General features: G+C 64.7%; 12 protein-coding genes. 10 read left to right on the plus strand and 2 right to left on the minus strand.

Annotated features, from left to right (window positions below):
* Positions 1–68 precede the first annotated feature (68 nt).
* Positions 69–1,085 (minus strand): GlxA family transcriptional regulator, encoded by a 1,017-nt coding sequence (locus ACIGJG_RS24790; RefSeq protein ID WP_011300937.1) that lies wholly within the window; start codon positions 1,083–1,085, stop codon positions 69–71.
* A gap of 405 nt (positions 1,086–1,490) precedes the next feature.
* Here ACIGJG_RS24790 and ACIGJG_RS24795 point away from each other — a divergent pair, with 405 nt between their 5' ends.
* The 10 genes from ACIGJG_RS24795 to ACIGJG_RS24840 all read left to right on the plus strand — a co-directional run bounded on the left by ACIGJG_RS24795 (position 1,491) and on the right by ACIGJG_RS24840 (position 13,872).
* Positions 1,491–2,765: a serine hydroxymethyltransferase gene (locus tag ACIGJG_RS24795; protein WP_483673137.1), complete on the plus strand. Its 1,275-nt coding sequence runs from the start codon at positions 1,491–1,493 to the stop codon at positions 2,763–2,765.
* 30 nt (positions 2,766–2,795) lie between these two features.
* Complete coding sequence (locus ACIGJG_RS24800) at positions 2,796–3,767, plus strand: dipeptidase (protein ID WP_483673138.1); 972 nt, start codon at positions 2,796–2,798, stop codon at positions 3,765–3,767.
* A gap of 131 nt (positions 3,768–3,898) precedes the next feature.
* Positions 3,899–4,432, plus strand: coding sequence for a DUF5943 domain-containing protein (locus ACIGJG_RS24805; protein ID WP_483673139.1), 534 nt, complete (start codon positions 3,899–3,901; stop codon positions 4,430–4,432).
* Between the two features lie 61 nt (positions 4,433–4,493).
* On the plus strand, positions 4,494–6,557 hold the full coding sequence (locus ACIGJG_RS24810; protein ID WP_011300933.1) for an NADH:flavin oxidoreductase: 2,064 nt from the start codon (positions 4,494–4,496) through the stop codon (positions 6,555–6,557).
* 2 nt (positions 6,558–6,559) lie between these two features.
* Entirely contained in the window at positions 6,560–8,485 is a 1,926-nt protein-coding gene (locus ACIGJG_RS24815; protein WP_483673140.1) for a (Fe-S)-binding protein, read from the plus strand.
* A gap of 4 nt (positions 8,486–8,489) precedes the next feature.
* Positions 8,490–9,656, plus strand: a complete 1,167-nt coding sequence (locus ACIGJG_RS24820; protein ID WP_011300931.1) for an electron transfer flavoprotein subunit alpha/FixB family protein — start codon at positions 8,490–8,492, stop codon at positions 9,654–9,656.
* Positions 9,653–10,438 (plus strand): electron transfer flavoprotein subunit beta/FixA family protein, encoded by a 786-nt coding sequence (locus ACIGJG_RS24825; protein ID WP_483673141.1) that lies wholly within the window; start codon positions 9,653–9,655, stop codon positions 10,436–10,438. Before ACIGJG_RS24820 ends, ACIGJG_RS24825 begins: the two co-directional genes overlap by 4 nt.
* A 55-nt stretch (positions 10,439–10,493) precedes the next feature.
* A complete protein-coding gene (locus ACIGJG_RS24830; RefSeq protein ID WP_483673143.1) occupies positions 10,494–11,735 on the plus strand; it encodes an aromatic ring-hydroxylating oxygenase subunit alpha in 1,242 nt (413 codons plus the stop codon).
* A 27-nt stretch (positions 11,736–11,762) separates the two neighbouring features.
* A complete protein-coding gene (locus ACIGJG_RS24835) occupies positions 11,763–12,917 on the plus strand; it encodes an FAD-binding oxidoreductase (RefSeq protein ID WP_041680548.1) in 1,155 nt (384 codons plus the stop codon).
* Between the two features lie 91 nt (positions 12,918–13,008).
* Positions 13,009–13,872 (plus strand): glycine betaine ABC transporter substrate-binding protein, encoded by an 864-nt coding sequence (locus ACIGJG_RS24840; protein ID WP_011300927.1) that lies wholly within the window; start codon positions 13,009–13,011, stop codon positions 13,870–13,872.
* Positions 13,873–13,948: 76 nt separating this feature from the next.
* Here ACIGJG_RS24840 and purU read toward each other — a convergent pair whose 3' ends face one another.
* Complete coding sequence (gene purU, locus ACIGJG_RS24845) at positions 13,949–14,821, minus strand: formyltetrahydrofolate deformylase (RefSeq protein ID WP_483673144.1); 873 nt, start codon at positions 14,819–14,821, stop codon at positions 13,949–13,951.
* Positions 14,822–15,035: the final 214 nt, after the last annotated feature.

Genomic DNA, 15,035 nt, shown 5'->3' on the forward strand with positions numbered 1-15,035 from the left:
CGGCCGATTTGCGGCCGCCCGTTTTGCCGTTTGAGGCAGTGTGCTTCACTGCCGCTTCCCCCGAACGCTCACGCGTGCAGCATCACTGAAGACGATCCGTGCCCCGACGACTTCGCCAGTGGCGCGCTCTGCGCCCTGCGCTCGCGCGTAGGCGCGACGCCGAACTCGTCGCGGTAGCTCTTGCTGAAGTGGCACGCGGACTGGAAGCCACATGCCATGGTGATGTGCATGATCGACATATCCGTCTGCAGCAGCAGCTCCCGCGCACGGCGCAAGCGCAACGTCAGATAGTAATGCGTCGGTGTCATGCCGAGATGGTCGCGGAACAGGCGCTGCAACTGCCGCTGCGACAGGCTTGCGAGTCGTGCTAGCTCTTCGCGCGACAGGGGCTCCTCGATGTTGTTCTCCATCAGCGAGACCACTTCGAACAGGGACTTCTTCGCCGAGCCCAGGCGTGCGACCAATGGGATCTTCTGCTGCGCGCTCGTGTCGCGCACGTGCTCGACAATGAACTGCTCCGCGATCTGCGTGACTCGCGCAGTACCGACGCGACGTGTGATCAGGTTCAGCATCATGTCCAATGGCGCGACTCCGCCCGTGCACGTGATCCGGTCGCGGTCGATCACGAACAGTTCCTTCAGGAAGCGCGTGTCGGGAAACTCCTCCTTGAGTGCGGACATGTTTTCCCAGTGGATCGCGCAGGCATAGCCGGCCAGCAGGCCGGATTTCGCGAGGGCGTACGTGCCGGTGCAGAGGCTCCCCAGCAAGGTGCCCTCGCGCGCCGCACGCCGCAGCGTGGAGAGGTGCTCCGCTGTCGTCGAACGTTGCACGTCGATGCCGCCGCAAACGAACACGATGTCGGGACGCCCGATGCTGTCTGCCCGCTGAGTGTCGAGCGCCAGGCCGTTGCTCGCCGTCACCAGCCCGCCATCCGGGCTGATGATGCTCCAGCGGTACAGCTCCTGCCCGCTCAGGTAATTCGCCATGCGCAGCACTTCGATCGCATTGGTGAACGCGATCATGGTGAAGTTGGGGAGCGGCATGAACGCGAAGTGAGCTAACGACGCGGTGCGATCGGTCGACATGGGGGCGTCCTTCAAATTTTTTAAGGTGCGTTTCCGGCCTTCGCGGAAAAGGCCCGATGCTTTTTACTTATTGTTAAGTCACCCGCAACAAGCATGCCATACGGCGAAACCCTAGAACTTTCGTGGGGTGCCTCGCAGGCAGCATGGCGGACGGGTTTTCTGCTGCGCCGCACTCGTGACACGCCGCACATGCAACGCGCCACGCACCGTTGCGGTGCGCTTTCCGGCCGCTTGTGCAAATCGGACGCAAATGGCGGAAATGGAAAAGAACGCGTCTGAATTCATCAATCGGCCAAAAACGCGAACGACAAGAATAGATCCGTTGGCAACGCTGTGCCGCTCCGGCAAACAAACCTGGCGCCGCGGGCCTCTCGTCCTCAGCCATTTCATCCCACACGGACCTCTATGTCGAACACCCAGTCTTTCTTCTCGCAGCCCCTGGCCGAGCGCGATGCGCTGGTTCGCGGCGCCCTTTCGAAGGAACTCGAGCGTCAGCAGTCGCAAGTCGAGCTGATCGCCTCGGAAAACATCGTGTCGCGCGCGGTGCTCGAAGCCCAAGGTTCGGTACTGACCAACAAGTACGCCGAAGGTTACCCGGGCAAGCGCTACTACGGCGGCTGTGAATTTGCGGACGAAGTCGAATCGCTCGCGATCGAGCGCGTGAAGCAGCTCTTCAACGCCGGCTTTGCCAACGTGCAGCCCCACTCGGGCGCCCAGGCGAACGGCTCGGTGATGCTCGCGCTGACGAAGCCGGGCGACACCGTGCTCGGCATGTCGCTGGACGCGGGAGGCCACCTGACCCATGGCGCCAAGCCGGCGTTGTCGGGCAAGTGGTTCAACGCCGTGCAGTATGGCGTGAACCGCGAGTCGATGCTGATCGACTATGACCAGGTCGAAGCGCTTGCGAAGGAACACAAGCCGAGCCTGATCATCGCCGGCTTCTCCGCGTATCCACGCCAGCTCGATTTCGCCCGCTTCCGCGCGATCGCCGACAGCGTCGGTGCGAAGCTGATGGTCGACATGGCGCACATCGCCGGTGTGATTGCTGCGGGCCGTCATTCGAACCCGGTCGATTATGCCCACGTCGTCACTTCGACGACGCACAAGACCCTCCGAGGCCCGCGCGGCGGATTCGTGCTGACCAATCATGAAGAAATCGCCAAGAAGATCAACTCGGCCGTGTTCCCCGGGCTGCAGGGTGGCCCGTTGATGCACGTGATTGCAGCCAAGGCGGTGGCGTTCGGCGAGGCGATGACGTCGGACTTCAGGACCTATATCGACAACGTGCTCGCGAACGCCAAGGCCCTCGGCGAAGTGTTGAAGGAAGGCGGCGTCGACCTGGTCACCGGCGGCACCGACAACCATCTGCTGCTGGTCGATCTTCGCCCGAAAGGGCTCAAGGGCACGCAGGTCGAGCAGGCGCTCGAACGTGCCGGCATCACCTGCAACAAGAACGGCATTCCATTCGACACCGAGAAGCCGACCATCACGTCCGGCATCCGGCTCGGCGCGCCGGCCGCCACGACGCGCGGCTTCGGTGTTGCGGAGTTCCGCGAGATCGGCCGCCTGATCCTCGAGGTGTTCGAAGCGCTGCGCGCGAATCCGGAGGGCGACGCTGTCACCGAGCAGCGCGTGCGCCAGCAAATCTTCGCGCTGTGCGATCGCTTCCCGATCTACTGACCCGAACGAACGATAAGACTGGAGCCCCCCATGAGCCCGCTGCACCAGGACAGCATCATTATCGACGGCCTGAACATCTCGAAGTTCGAGCGGTCGGTGTTCGAAGACATGAAGAAGGGCGGCGTCACGGCCGCGAACTGTACGGTCTCGGTCTGGGACAATTTCACCAAGACCGTCGACAACATTGCGCTGATGAAGCAGGCGATTCGCGACAACAGCGAACTGCTGACGCTCGTGCGCACCACGGAAGATATCCACCGTGCAAAGCATGAGGGCAAGACCGGCGTGATCCTCGGCTTCCAGAACGCGCACGCTTTCGAAGACAACCTCGGCTATGTCGAAGCGTTCGCCGACATGGGCGTGCGCGTCGTGCAACTCTGCTACAACACGCAGAACCTGGTGGGCACCGGATGCTACGAGCGCGACGGCGGCCTGTCGGACTTCGGCCGCGAGGTGATCACCGAGATGAACCGCGTCGGGATCATGGTCGATCTGTCGCACGTTGGGGGCAACACTTCGTCCGAGGCGATTGCGTTCTCGAAAAAGCCGGTCTGCTACTCGCACTGTCTGCCGTCGGGCCTCAAGGAACATCCGCGCAACAAGAGCGATGCGCAGCTGAAGGAGATCGCCGATGCGGGCGGCTTCGTCGGCGTGACGATGTTCGCGCCGTTCCTCAAGCGCGGAATCGAGGCGACGGTCGACGACTACATCGAAGCGATCGACTACGTGGTCAACCTCATCGGCGAGGATGCGGTCGGCATCGGCACCGACTTCACGCAGGGCTACAGCACCGAGTTCTTCGACATGCTGACGCATGACAAGGGCCGCTACCGGCGCCTGACCAACTTCGGCAAGGTGATCAACCCTGAAGGGATCCGCACCATCGGCGATTTTCCGAACCTGACCGCGGCGATGGAACGAGCTGGCTGGAAGGCCTCTCGCATCCGCAAGATCATGGGCGAGAACTGGGTGCGCATCTTCAAGGAAGTGTGGGGCGCCTGACCCCCGCACCGCGCCAGCTTTCCATCAAATCACCACAAACGGGACGGGCGTGCGCGATAGCGCGCGCTCGCGCGCGACGCCGCGTCTACGCAACGCTACCGCGGCGTGCCTTTCCTCACGGAGTTACCACGATGCAACCGCAACTGCCAATCGACGTTGATCCCGAAACCGGTGTCTGGGCCACCGACGCGCTGCCGATGCTTTACGTGCCGCGCCACTTCTTCACGAACAACCACGTCGCCGTCGAAGAGGCGCTCGGGCGCGAGGCATACGAAGAGATCCTCTACAAGGCCGGCTACAAGTCCGCCTACCACTGGTGCGATAAGGAGGCGCAGTTGCACGATATCAGTGGGATGGCCGTGTTCGAGCATTACCTGAAGCGGCTGTCGCAGCGCGGCTGGGGCCTGTTCTCGATCCTCCAGGCCGATCCGGCGACGGCTAGCGCGCGCATCGCGCTGCGCCACTCGTCATTCGTGCTCCAGCAGCCGGAAAAGAGCGGCAAGCTTTGCTACATGTTCGCCGGCTGGTTCGCCGGCGCAATGGACTGGGTCAACGACACCGCTTACGCAGGCAAGGGCGCACCGCGCGCGCAGTCGAAGGAAGTGCAGTGCGCGGCCGAAGGACACGATCACTGCGTGTTCGAAGTGTCGCCGATCGCGCGCTGACACCGAAGCCCGTCCGCACTACGAGAAATACGAGACACACCAACGCCAGAGGTCGTCCGCGATGCGTTATCCCCACTTGTTCAAACCTTTGCAGCTCAATCAGCTGACGCTCCGCAACCGGATCGTGAGCACCGCGCACGCGGAAGTGTATGCCGAGCCGGGCGGCCTGCCAGGTGACCGCTACATTCGCTACTACGAAGAGAAGGCAAAGGGCGGCGTCGGCCTGGCAATTTGCGGCGGCTCGAGCCCCGTGTCGATCGACAGTCCCCAGGGCTGGTGGAAGTCGGTGAACCTCTCGACCGACAAGATCATCGATCCGCTGTCGCGGCTGGCCGAGACGATGCACCGGCATGGCGCCAAGATCATGATCCAGGCCACACACATGGGACGCCGCTCGGCGTTCCATGGCGAGCACTGGCCACACCTGATGACGCCATCCGGCGTGCGCGAGCCCGTGCACCGTGGCAACGCCAAGATCATCGAGGTCGAGGAGATCCGCCGCATCATCGCCGACTTCGCGGCAGCCGCGAAGCGCGTGAAGGACGCGGGCATGGATGGCATCGAGATCTCGGCCGCCCACCAGCACCTGATCGACCAGTTCTGGAGCCCGCGCACGAACTTCCGCGCCGATGAGTGGGGCGGTAGCCTCGAGAACCGCATGCGCTTCGGCGTGGAGGTGCTCCAGGCGGTGCGTGAGGTGGTCGGCAAGGATTTCTGCGTGGGGCTGCGCATGTGCGGCGACGAGTTCCATGAAGACGGTCTCGATCACGAGCAACTGAAGGAGATCGCGCAGGCGATGTCCGAGTCCGGGCTCGTCGACTATATCGGCGTGGTCGGCTCCGGCGCCGATACGCACAACACGCTCGCAAACTGCATGCCGCCGATGGCACTGCCACCTGAGCCGTTCGTGCATCTGGCCGCCGGTATCAAGTCGGTGATCAAGGTACCGTTGATGCACGCGCAGAGCATCCGCGACGCGGGCCAGGCCGAGCGCCTGCTCGCGAACGGCATGGTCGACCTCGTCGGCATGACGCGCGCCCAGATCGCCGACCCGCACATGGTCATCAAGATCCGCGACGGCCGCGAAGACGAGATCAAGCAATGCGTCGGCGCGAACTATTGCATTGACCGTCAGTACAACGGCCTCGACGTACTGTGCGTGCAAAACGCCGCGACCTCGCGCGAGGCGACGATGCCGCACATCATCGAAAAGTCGCGTGGCCCGAAGCGCAAGGTGGTGGTTGTTGGTGCGGGACCGGCCGGCCTGGAAGCGGCACGCGTCGCGCGCTCACGCGGCCACGACGTCGTGCTGTTCGAGAAGAACACGGAAGTCGGCGGACAGATCCTGCTCGCTGCCAAGGCACCGCAGCGCGAGCAGATGCAGGGCATCGTGCGCTGGTTCGACATGGAGACCAAGCGCCTTGGCGTCGACCGGCGCCTTGGCGTTGAAGCGGATGCAAAGATGATCATGGCGGAGAAGCCGGACATCATCGTGCTCGCTACGGGCGGCCGGGCATTCTCCGATCAGGTGCCGGGCTGGGCCGTGGCCGAGGGGCTCGCGGTCAGTTCCTGGGACGTGCTGGCCGGCCGCGTCGAGGCGAAGGAGAACGTGCTCGTCTATGACGGCGTGAGCACGCACGCCGGTGCAGGCGTGGCCGACTACCTGGCGAGCCGCGGCGCGAAGGTCGAGATCGTGACGCCGGACGTCAAGGTTGCCGATGATTGCGGCGGCACCACCTTCCCGATCTTCTATCGCCGCCTGTACGCGCAGGGCGTGATCCATACGCCGAACTACTGGCTCGATCGTGTCTACGAGGAGGGCGGCAAGAAGATCGCGGTGCTGCGCAACGAGTACACGGAAGAACTCGAGGAACGCGCGGTCGACCAGGTCGTGATCGAGAACGGCTCGACCCCGAACGACGCGCTGTACTGGAAGCTCAAGCCGGAATCGCTCAATCGCGGCCAGGTCGACGTGCACAAGCTGTTTGCGTCGGAGCCGCAGCCGAGCCTGTCGGAAACGCTCGGCAACGGCCGCTTCCTGTTGTTCCGCGTCGGCGACTGCATCTCGATGCACAACATCCACGGCGCGATCTACGACGCGCTGCGGCTCGTGAAGGATTTCTGACGATGAACCCGTCCCTCCTGATTACCGTTCTGCTGTGGCTGTCGGTGGCGGGGCTCGCATTCGCGGTCGTGAAGCGTGCGTCGTACTGGCGGCTCGGCCGGGCGACCGCACCCGGATCGTTCGGCATCGCGAACCTGCTGGCCATCCCGAAGCGCTATTTCGTCGACCTGCACCACGTCGTCGCGCGTGATCCGTACATCGCGAGGACGCACGTCGCCACGGCAGGCGGCGCGATTGGTGCGCTGGGGCTCGTGTTCGTCAATTACGGTCTGGCGATCTATTCGCCATGGCTCGACAAGGCGATCTTCGCCGCGGCGCTCGCGATGCTGGTTGGCGCGGTGTTCGTCTGGCGCCGCCGGAGCGCGAAGGACGTACCCGCGCGTCTGTCGAAGGGGCCATGGAACACGCTGCCGTGGCTGCTGGGTTCGTTCGCACTCGGTCTCGTGCTCTACGTGGCCGTGCCGGCTGGCGTCATGTCGGGCGCGTTCGCGGTAGTCTGCGCGTTGCTGATCGGCGCCGGTGCGTTCGCGATGACGTTCGGCGCGGCGAAAGGCGGGCCGATGAAGCATGCGATTGCCGGCCTCATGCATCTTGCGTTCCATCCGCGCCAGGAACGGTTTGCTGGCAAGTCGGACTCATACACGGGCAGCGGCACCGCCACCCCGCCGACCGCGCTCAAGCTGCCCGAGATCGAGAAGCAGGAGTACGGCGTGGCCAAGCCCGTGGAGTTCCGCTGGAACCAGCTGCTGAGCTTTGACGCCTGCGTGCAGTGCGGCAAGTGCGAGGCCGCGTGTCCCGCGTTCGCCTCGGGCCAGCCGCTCAATCCGAAGAAGCTGATTCAGGATCTGGTGATCGGCATGGCGGGCGGCAGCGACGCCGCATACGCAGGCACCCCGACGCCGGGCATCCCCGTCGGCCGACACCGCGGGGAGCCGAATGGCCCGATCGTGTCAGGCCTGATCGATGCGCAGACGCTGTGGTCGTGCACGACCTGCCGGGCCTGCGTGCAGGAATGCCCGATGCTGATCGAGCACGTCGATGCGATCGTCGACATGCGCCGCAACCAGACGCTCGTCCACGGCACCGTGCCTGGCAAAGGGGCCGAAGTGCTCGCGAACCTGCGCGAGACCGGCACGATGGGCGGCTACGACACCGCGGCGCGCTATGACTGGTCGGTCGACCTGAATGCGCCGGTCGCGCAGCGGGGCAAGACGGTCGACGTGCTGATCGTGGCCGGCGAGGGCGCCTTCGACATGCGCTATCAGCGCACGCTGAGGGCCTTCGTGAAGGTACTGAACAAGGCTGGCGTCGATTATGCGGTGCTCGGTGGCGTGGAAACGGACACCGGCGATGTGGCCCGCCGTCTCGGCGACGAGGCGACGTTCCAGCAGATGGCGAAGCGCCTGATCGGCACGCTCGGTACCTTGTCTTTCAGGCAGATCGTGACGGCGGATCCGCACGTGATGCACAGCCTGCGCAACGAGTATCGCGCCTTGGGCTTGCGCGTCACGGTCAAGCATCACACGAGCTATCTCGCCGAACTGGCGGACAGCGGCCGTATCGCGCCGAAGGCGGTCGAGGCGCTGCGCGAAAAAGTCACCACCTATCACGACCCGTGCTATCTCGGCCGCTACAACGGCGAGACCGAGGCGCCGCGCAAGCTGCTGAAGACGATCGGCATCAAGGTGGTGGAGATGGAGCGCCATGGCATGCGCGGCCGCTGTTGCGGCGGCGGGGGCGGTGCGCCGCTGACCGATATCCCGGGCAAGCAGCGCATCCCTGATATCCGCATCGCCGATGCACGTGCAGTAGGTGCAGAAGTGGTCGCGGTCGGATGCCCGAACTGCACGGCAATGCTCGAAGGCGTCGTCGGTCCACGCCCGGATGTGCTGGATGTGGCCGAACTTGTTGCGGCCTCGCTGGAGTGACTCGATGAACCAGATCCCACGTATCGATCCACGTCGGCCGTTCGTGATCACAGCGGCCGGCCTGAGAAGGATTACACTCGGCGAGACCGGCAGCGCGGATCCGAACGCTGCACACTGGTCCGCGCACGGCCACGGCACGGCGGCAAGGCCGCGCCGCGCCGTCAGCGATCCGCGGCACGTGCTGCTCGTTGTCGCGCACAGCGAGCGCGGCGCGCTGGACGACCATGCGTGCCAGGCGCTCGCCGCGGCGGCGCTGCTTGCCGATGCGCAGACCGAGGTCGCGCTGCTGGTGTTCGGCGAACTGAAGGACGACGCGGCACCGCTCGGCGCCGACAAGGTCATTGCCCTGCCCACCTTCGATCGCCGCGCCTTTGCGCCCGATGCCGAACTGCGGGCGCTGCTGGCCTGCGCGGCCGCGCTGTCGCCTAAACATCTTTTCCTGCCGGATAACGCGACCGGCGATGGCGATCTGGGCCGCCGCTACGCGGCCGCAACCGGTGCGAGCGTCGCGACGCACGTGGTCGAGATCGACGCGGGCCACGTCGGCACCTACGCACAGGTGAAACGCGCCTTTGCGACACGCTCGCTGCCCGACGTGATCCTGCTTGCGCCGGGCGCGGTCGACACGAAGCTCCCGTTCACCGGCGCGGGCGAGTCGTTGTCAGGCGACTTCCTGCTCGGCATTGGCGATGGTGCGCAGCCGTATCGCGACCTGGGCCTCGAGGAGATCGATGCCGCACAGGTCGCGCTCGAGGAGGCGGACTTCATCGTGTCTGCCGGCAATGGCGTGGCCGATATCGGCGCGTTCGAGCAGCTTGCCGGCGTGTTCGGCGCAGCAATCGCCGCGAGCCGCGTCGCCGTCGACAATGGCCATTTCACGCGCGACAAGCAGGTCGGCGCGACCGGCAAGACCGTAGAGGCGAGTGTCTATATCGCGTTTGGCATCTCTGGCGCCGTGCAGCACCTGCAGGGCATCAAGGACTGCCGTCACGTGATCGCCGTCAATCTGGACGGCAGCGCGCCCATTGCCAAGCGCGCGAACCTGACCATCGTCGGCGATGCGAACGAGACGATCGCGGCGCTGATGGCAGCGGTGCAGGCCGCACGCCGCACCAACGGAAGGGCGCCGGCAGCGGCCAGCGTCCGCGAACCGCTAGGAGCCGCAGCATGAACGCCCCCCAACAAGTCCGGCGCATCGCGGTGCTCGTGTCTATTGGCCGTCATCCGGTCAGCGGCGCTACGCGCTATAGCCGCAACGATGCCGCGGCGCTCGAAATCGGCCTGGCCCTGGCGGACAAGCATCGCGCGCAGCTCGCGGTGCTGCATGCGGGTGACGCCACGGAGCCGGCCCTCGCCGAGTACCTGGCGCTCGGGGCACGCGAAGTCGAGGTGCTGGCCTGCGGGGCAGCGGATGATGCCGCGCGCACATTGGCCGCACGTGTGAAGGACTACGACCTCGTTTTGACCGGGACACGGGCGGAGGGCGCGTACGACACCGGGATGTTGCCCTACCACGTTGCCGCGGCGCTTGGCCGCCCGCTGCTCGGTGCGGCCGTCGATGTCGACATCGCTGAGGGGCGCGTCACCGTGCGGCAGTTCCTGCCGAAGGGCCTGCGCCGTCGCGTCGAGGCGGTGCTGCCGGCCGTGGTGGCCGTCCATCCGCTCGCCAATGTGCAACCGCGCTTTGCCTACGCACGGCTGCGGGCGGGCGTGATTCGGACGGCGCCTGCGGCGCGGTTCGCAGACGCCAACGCCGCCACATGGACGCTCGGCGCTGCGGAGCGCAAGCCGGTCAGGCTGGCGGCCGCCGAAAAGCGCTCAGGGCATGCCCGGATGCTGTCGGCGACGACGACCGAGAGCCGCGGCGGAAACGTCGTAAATGGTGGGACTTCGGTCGAAAAAGCACAAGTCATCCTCGCCTACTTGCGCGAGCATCAACTCATTGACTACTGAGGTTGCCGGTCCATCGGCAAACAAACCAGGAATGCAGGGAATCCGGAGCCAGACGATGAAAGTATCGGCAGACATTGGTGCGCTGGTGGAACGGCGCAAGCAAGGCTACAGCCTCGAGGCGCCTTTCTATCAGAGCGAGGAGATTTTCGCGCTCGATATGGAAGCGATCTTCCGCAAGCACTGGATCCAGGTGGCGGTCGAGCCAGACGTGCCGGAGCCGGGCGACTACATAACCGTCGAGCTGGGCCACGACTCGATCCTGGTCGTGCGCGACGACGACATGCAAGTACGCGCCTTCCATAACGTGTGCCGCCACCGCGGCGCGCGCCTGTGCAACGAGGACAAGGGCACGGTCGGCAACATCGTCTGCCCGTACCACAGCTGGACCTACAACCTGACCGGCGACCTCATGTTCGCCGAGCACATGGGCGAGAAGTTCGACCGGTGCAAGCACAGCCTGAAATCCGTGCACGTGCAGAACCTCGCGGGCCTGATCTTCGTCTGCCTGGCGGACGAGCCGCCCGCCGACTTCGCGGCGATGCGCGCCGCGATGGAGCCCTATTTGCTGCCGCATGACCTGCCGAACACGAAGATCGCCGCGCAGGTCGACATCATCGAGGAGGGCAACTGGAAGCTCACGATGGAGAACAACCGCGAGTGCTATCACTGCGTGGCGAACCATCCCGAGCTGACCATCTCGCTGTATGAGTATGGGTTCGGCTATCAGCAGTCGCCGGCCAACGCCGAGGGCATGGAAGCGTTCGAGAAGACCTGCATCGCGCGCGCGGCGCAGTGGGAAGCGCTGAACCTGCCGTCAGCCGAGATCGAGCGCCTGCTCGAAAGAACCGGCTTCCGTACGCAGCGCTTGCCGCTCGACCGCAGCGGCGAGTCGCAGACGCTCGACGCGAAGGTCGCCTCGAAGAAGCTGCTCGGCAAGTTCGAGCAGGCCGATCTGGGCGGGCTCTCGTTCTGGACGCAGCCGAACTCATGGCACCACTTCATGAGCGACCACATCGTCACGTTCTCGGTGATTCCGCTGTCGGCCGGCAAAACGCTCGTACGCACGAAGTGGCTCGTCCACAAGGATGCGCAGGAAGGCGTCGACTACGACGTGGAGAACCTGACGGCGGTGTGGAACGCGACCAATGACCAGGACCGCGTGCTCGTCGAATATTCGCAGCGCGGCTCGGCAAGCAGCGCGTACGAGCCCGGCCCCTACTCGCCGTTCACCGAAGGCCTCGTCGAAAAGTTCTCGGCCTGGTATATCCGCCGGCTTGCCGAGCACGTCGGCGCATAGGCGCAAGCAAAGGAAGCGGAGATGGAGATGATGCGCGATGCAGTCCAATTCGAGCCAGCCGACAGCCGGGTGACGCGCCCGTCGTTCTGGAGTTCGCTCCCGGAGCGCTGGACGAGCGACGTCGAGGAGACGCTTGTGTGCTGCCACGTGCGGCAGGAAACGCACGACGTGAAGAGCTTCTTCTTCCATTCGCCGGACGGTCGCGCGTTCGTGTTCGAGCCGGGGCAGTTCATCACGCTGGAGCTCGAGATCGAGGGCGAGACCATCAACCGGTGCTACACGATTTCGTCGTCGCCCGCGCGACCACACACGCTCTCCATCACGGTCAAGCGTGTGCCGGGCGGCAAGGTGTCGAACTGGCTGCACGATAACGTGCGGCCAGGAACGCCGATCCGGGTGCTCGGTCCTGCCGGCGAGTTCACCTGCGCGCGGCATCCGGCGCGCAAGTACCTGTTCCTGTCCGCAGGCTCCGGCATCACGCCCCTGATGTCGATGAGCCGTGCACACCATGATCTTGGCGAGGATCGCGACATCGTGTTCGTGCACAGCGCGCGTACGCCGGACGACATCATCTTCTCGCGCGAGCTTGACCTGATCGCGTCGAACCACGCGAACTTCCGCACCTCCTTTGTCTGCGAAAGCGTTGGCGCGCGTACCAGCTGGCCAGGCGTGACGGGGTTCCTGTCGCTCCCGCTCCTGAAGCTGATCGCGCCGGACTTCATGGAGCGCGAGATCTTTACGTGTGGGCCGGCGCCGTACATGAAGGCGGTGCGCGACCTGCTCGACGAAGGCGGCTTTGATCGCAGGCGCTACCACGAGGAAAGTTTCTCGTTCGAGACGCTGACGGCCGATGGACCGGCCGATGCGCCTGCCCCGGACACGGGCGTCGCATCGGCACCACATGGCATTGCGGACATGGCGGCGTTCAGCGTCAGCTTCGCGAAGAGCCGACGCGAGATCGTCTGCAGTTCGGGCCAGCATGTACTTGAAGCGGCGCGGCAGTCGGGCGTGCGGTTGCCAGCGTCATGCACGCAGGGTATGTGCGGGACCTGCAAGGTCAAGCTCGTATCCGGGCAGGTCGAGATGAAACACAACGGCGGCATCCGCCAGCGCGAGATCGACCAGGGGATGGTGCTGTTGTGCTGCAGCAAGCCGCTGTCGGATCTCGTCATCGACAAGTAGGCGCCGTAGCGCCTGCCCCGCGGCTGATGGCCGCACGCTCGACGGTTCTAACTACACGGGGCGGTTCCGCTCCGGCCAATGGAGGTATGCCATGAAGCTTCTTTCCAAGCTGTTGTTTACCGGCGCAGCGTCGGTGATGTTGACATGGAGCGCGTTCGCGCTTGGGGACACGAAACCGACCCTGAAGATAGGTTACGTCGAGGGTTGGGATGACAGCGTCGCGACGACCAACGTCGCCGCACGGATCATCGAGAAGAAGCTGGGTTACCCGGTTCAGCTCGTGCCGCTCGCAGCGGGCGTCATGTGGCAGGGCGTTGCGCGCGGCGATCTCGATGCGACGCTGTCCGCGTGGCTGCCGGTGACGCAGGGCGCGTATTGGGACCAGTTCAAGACCAAGGTGGTCAATCTTGGACCGAACTTTACCGAGGCAAGAATTGGCCTGATCGTTCCGGCATCAGTGACGGCGAAGAGCATCGATGATCTGAACGCACAGAAGGCGGCGTTCGAAGGGCGCATCGTCGGCATCGATGCGGGCGCCGGCGTGATGCGCAAGGCCTCGGACGCCATCAAGAGCTATGGACTCAGCTATTCGCTGATGCCGAGTTCGGGCAGTGCGATGACTGCGGAGCTGGCGCGCGCGATGAACGCGAACAAGCCTGTGATCGTGACGGGTTGGGCGCCGCACTGGATGTTCGCCAAGTGGAAGCTGCGCTTCCTCGACGATCCCAAGAAGGTGTTCGGTGATGCCGAGCACGTCGACAACATCGTGAACCCCGGCCTCGAGGCGAAGGCAAAGCCGGTCGTCGTGTTCCTGAAGAAATTCCAGTGGAAGCCCGGCGAAATCGACAGCGTGATGCTGGCGATCCAGGGCGGCACGAAGCCCGATGCGGCCGCCGATGCGTGGATCGCCGCGAATGCGGAGCGCGTGAATGCGTGGCTCGAAGGCGACCGCTAGTTCGTAACGCCTCAAGAAAGTCAGGGAGGGCTCCGGCCACGGTCGCATTGCGATCGTGGCCGATGTGTTTTGGGGCTTACTGGAACACGACCGTGCGGTCGCCGTTCAGGAACACCCGTCGATCGATGAAGGCCTTGACCGCGCGTGCGAGCGTGATGCATTCGACGTCGCGTCCAACCGCGAGCAATTGCTCGGGCCGGTACGAATGATCGACGCGCTCGACCGCCTGCTCGATGATGGGACCTTCATCGAGATCGTCGGTGACGAAATGCGCCGTCGCGCCGATCAGCTTGACGCCGCGCGCATGCGCCTGGTGATACGGCTTCGCGCCCTTGAAGCCAGGCAGGAAAGAATGGTGGATGTTGATCGCGCGATTGGCGAGCTTTCCGCTGGTTTCGGGGGACAGTACCTGCATATAGCGTGCAAGGATCACAAGCTCGGCGCCGCTCGACTCGAACAGGTCCAGCCACTGCGCTTCCTGTTTTGCCTTCGTCTCTGGCGTGATCGGGAAATGCCGGAACGGGAGATCATGCTGCCGGGCGAGTGGTTCCAGGTCGGGATGGTTCGAAGCAATCCCCACGATGTCCATCTTCAACTCGCCCATGCGCCAGCGGAACAACAGATCCGCGAGGCAATGCTCGAGCCTGGACACCATGATCAGTACCTTCGGGCGCGCGAGCGCGTCATGGATCGCCCATTGCATGCCGAAGCCCTCCGCTATCGGCGTGAACTCCTGCCGCAACACGTCAATGCCCGGCGCCTGGGCGTGCGTTGGATGGAATACGCAGCGCAAGAAGAAACGGTTGCTCAGGTCGTCATCGAAGACGGTCAGTTCGTCGATGTAGCAGCGATGGCGTTCCAGCAGGCCGACGACCGCAGCCACCTGGCCGGGGGCGCTCGGGCACGACAGCGTGAGAACGAAGGTTTGTGAGCGGGGCAGGGCGTCCATAGGATTCCTTTGGTGGAGTGGGGTGGCCGCCGGGCGCGTCGTGCGCTCGCGCGTGCCATGCGCGAAGTAGAGCAGTCCGGATGCCAGGCTGGATAGAACCGAAGCGCCACGAGGGTGGTATCGGTGCGCCAATGCGGTTGGGGTGTTGCGGTGCCGGTGTTGCCAGCGAAACCGCGCGCGCGGGTCGCAATCGGCCCATTCGGCGTCGCTTGCG

This window comes from Cupriavidus sp. C1SS-2L (assembly GCF_057073735.1).

Bases quoted from the DNA above. Each gene is read 5' to 3' on its own strand.
- ACIGJG_RS24805 (WP_483673139.1), top strand. From the start codon at position 3,899: ATGCAACCGCAACTGCCAATCGACGTTGATCCCGAAACCGGTGTCTGG.
- ACIGJG_RS24825 (WP_483673141.1), top strand. From the start codon at position 9,653: ATGAACGCCCCCCAACAAGTCCGGCGCATCGCGGTGCTCGTGTCTATT.
- ACIGJG_RS24835 (WP_041680548.1), top strand. From the start codon at position 11,763: ATGATGCGCGATGCAGTCCAATTCGAGCCAGCCGACAGCCGGGTGACG.
- ACIGJG_RS24810 (WP_011300933.1), top strand. From the start codon at position 4,494: ATGCGTTATCCCCACTTGTTCAAACCTTTGCAGCTCAATCAGCTGACG.
- ACIGJG_RS24800 (WP_483673138.1), top strand. From the start codon at position 2,796: ATGAGCCCGCTGCACCAGGACAGCATCATTATCGACGGCCTGAACATC.
- ACIGJG_RS24820 (WP_011300931.1), top strand. From the start codon at position 8,490: ATGAACCAGATCCCACGTATCGATCCACGTCGGCCGTTCGTGATCACA.
- purU (WP_483673144.1), bottom strand. From the start codon at position 14,821: ATGGACGCCCTGCCCCGCTCACAAACCTTCGTTCTCACGCTGTCGTGC.
- ACIGJG_RS24795 (WP_483673137.1), top strand. From the start codon at position 1,491: ATGTCGAACACCCAGTCTTTCTTCTCGCAGCCCCTGGCCGAGCGCGAT.
- ACIGJG_RS24815 (WP_483673140.1), top strand. From the start codon at position 6,560: ATGAACCCGTCCCTCCTGATTACCGTTCTGCTGTGGCTGTCGGTGGCG.
- ACIGJG_RS24790 (WP_011300937.1), bottom strand. From the start codon at position 1,085: ATGTCGACCGATCGCACCGCGTCGTTAGCTCACTTCGCGTTCATGCCG.
- ACIGJG_RS24830 (WP_483673143.1), top strand. From the start codon at position 10,494: ATGAAAGTATCGGCAGACATTGGTGCGCTGGTGGAACGGCGCAAGCAA.
- ACIGJG_RS24840 (WP_011300927.1), top strand. From the start codon at position 13,009: ATGAAGCTTCTTTCCAAGCTGTTGTTTACCGGCGCAGCGTCGGTGATG.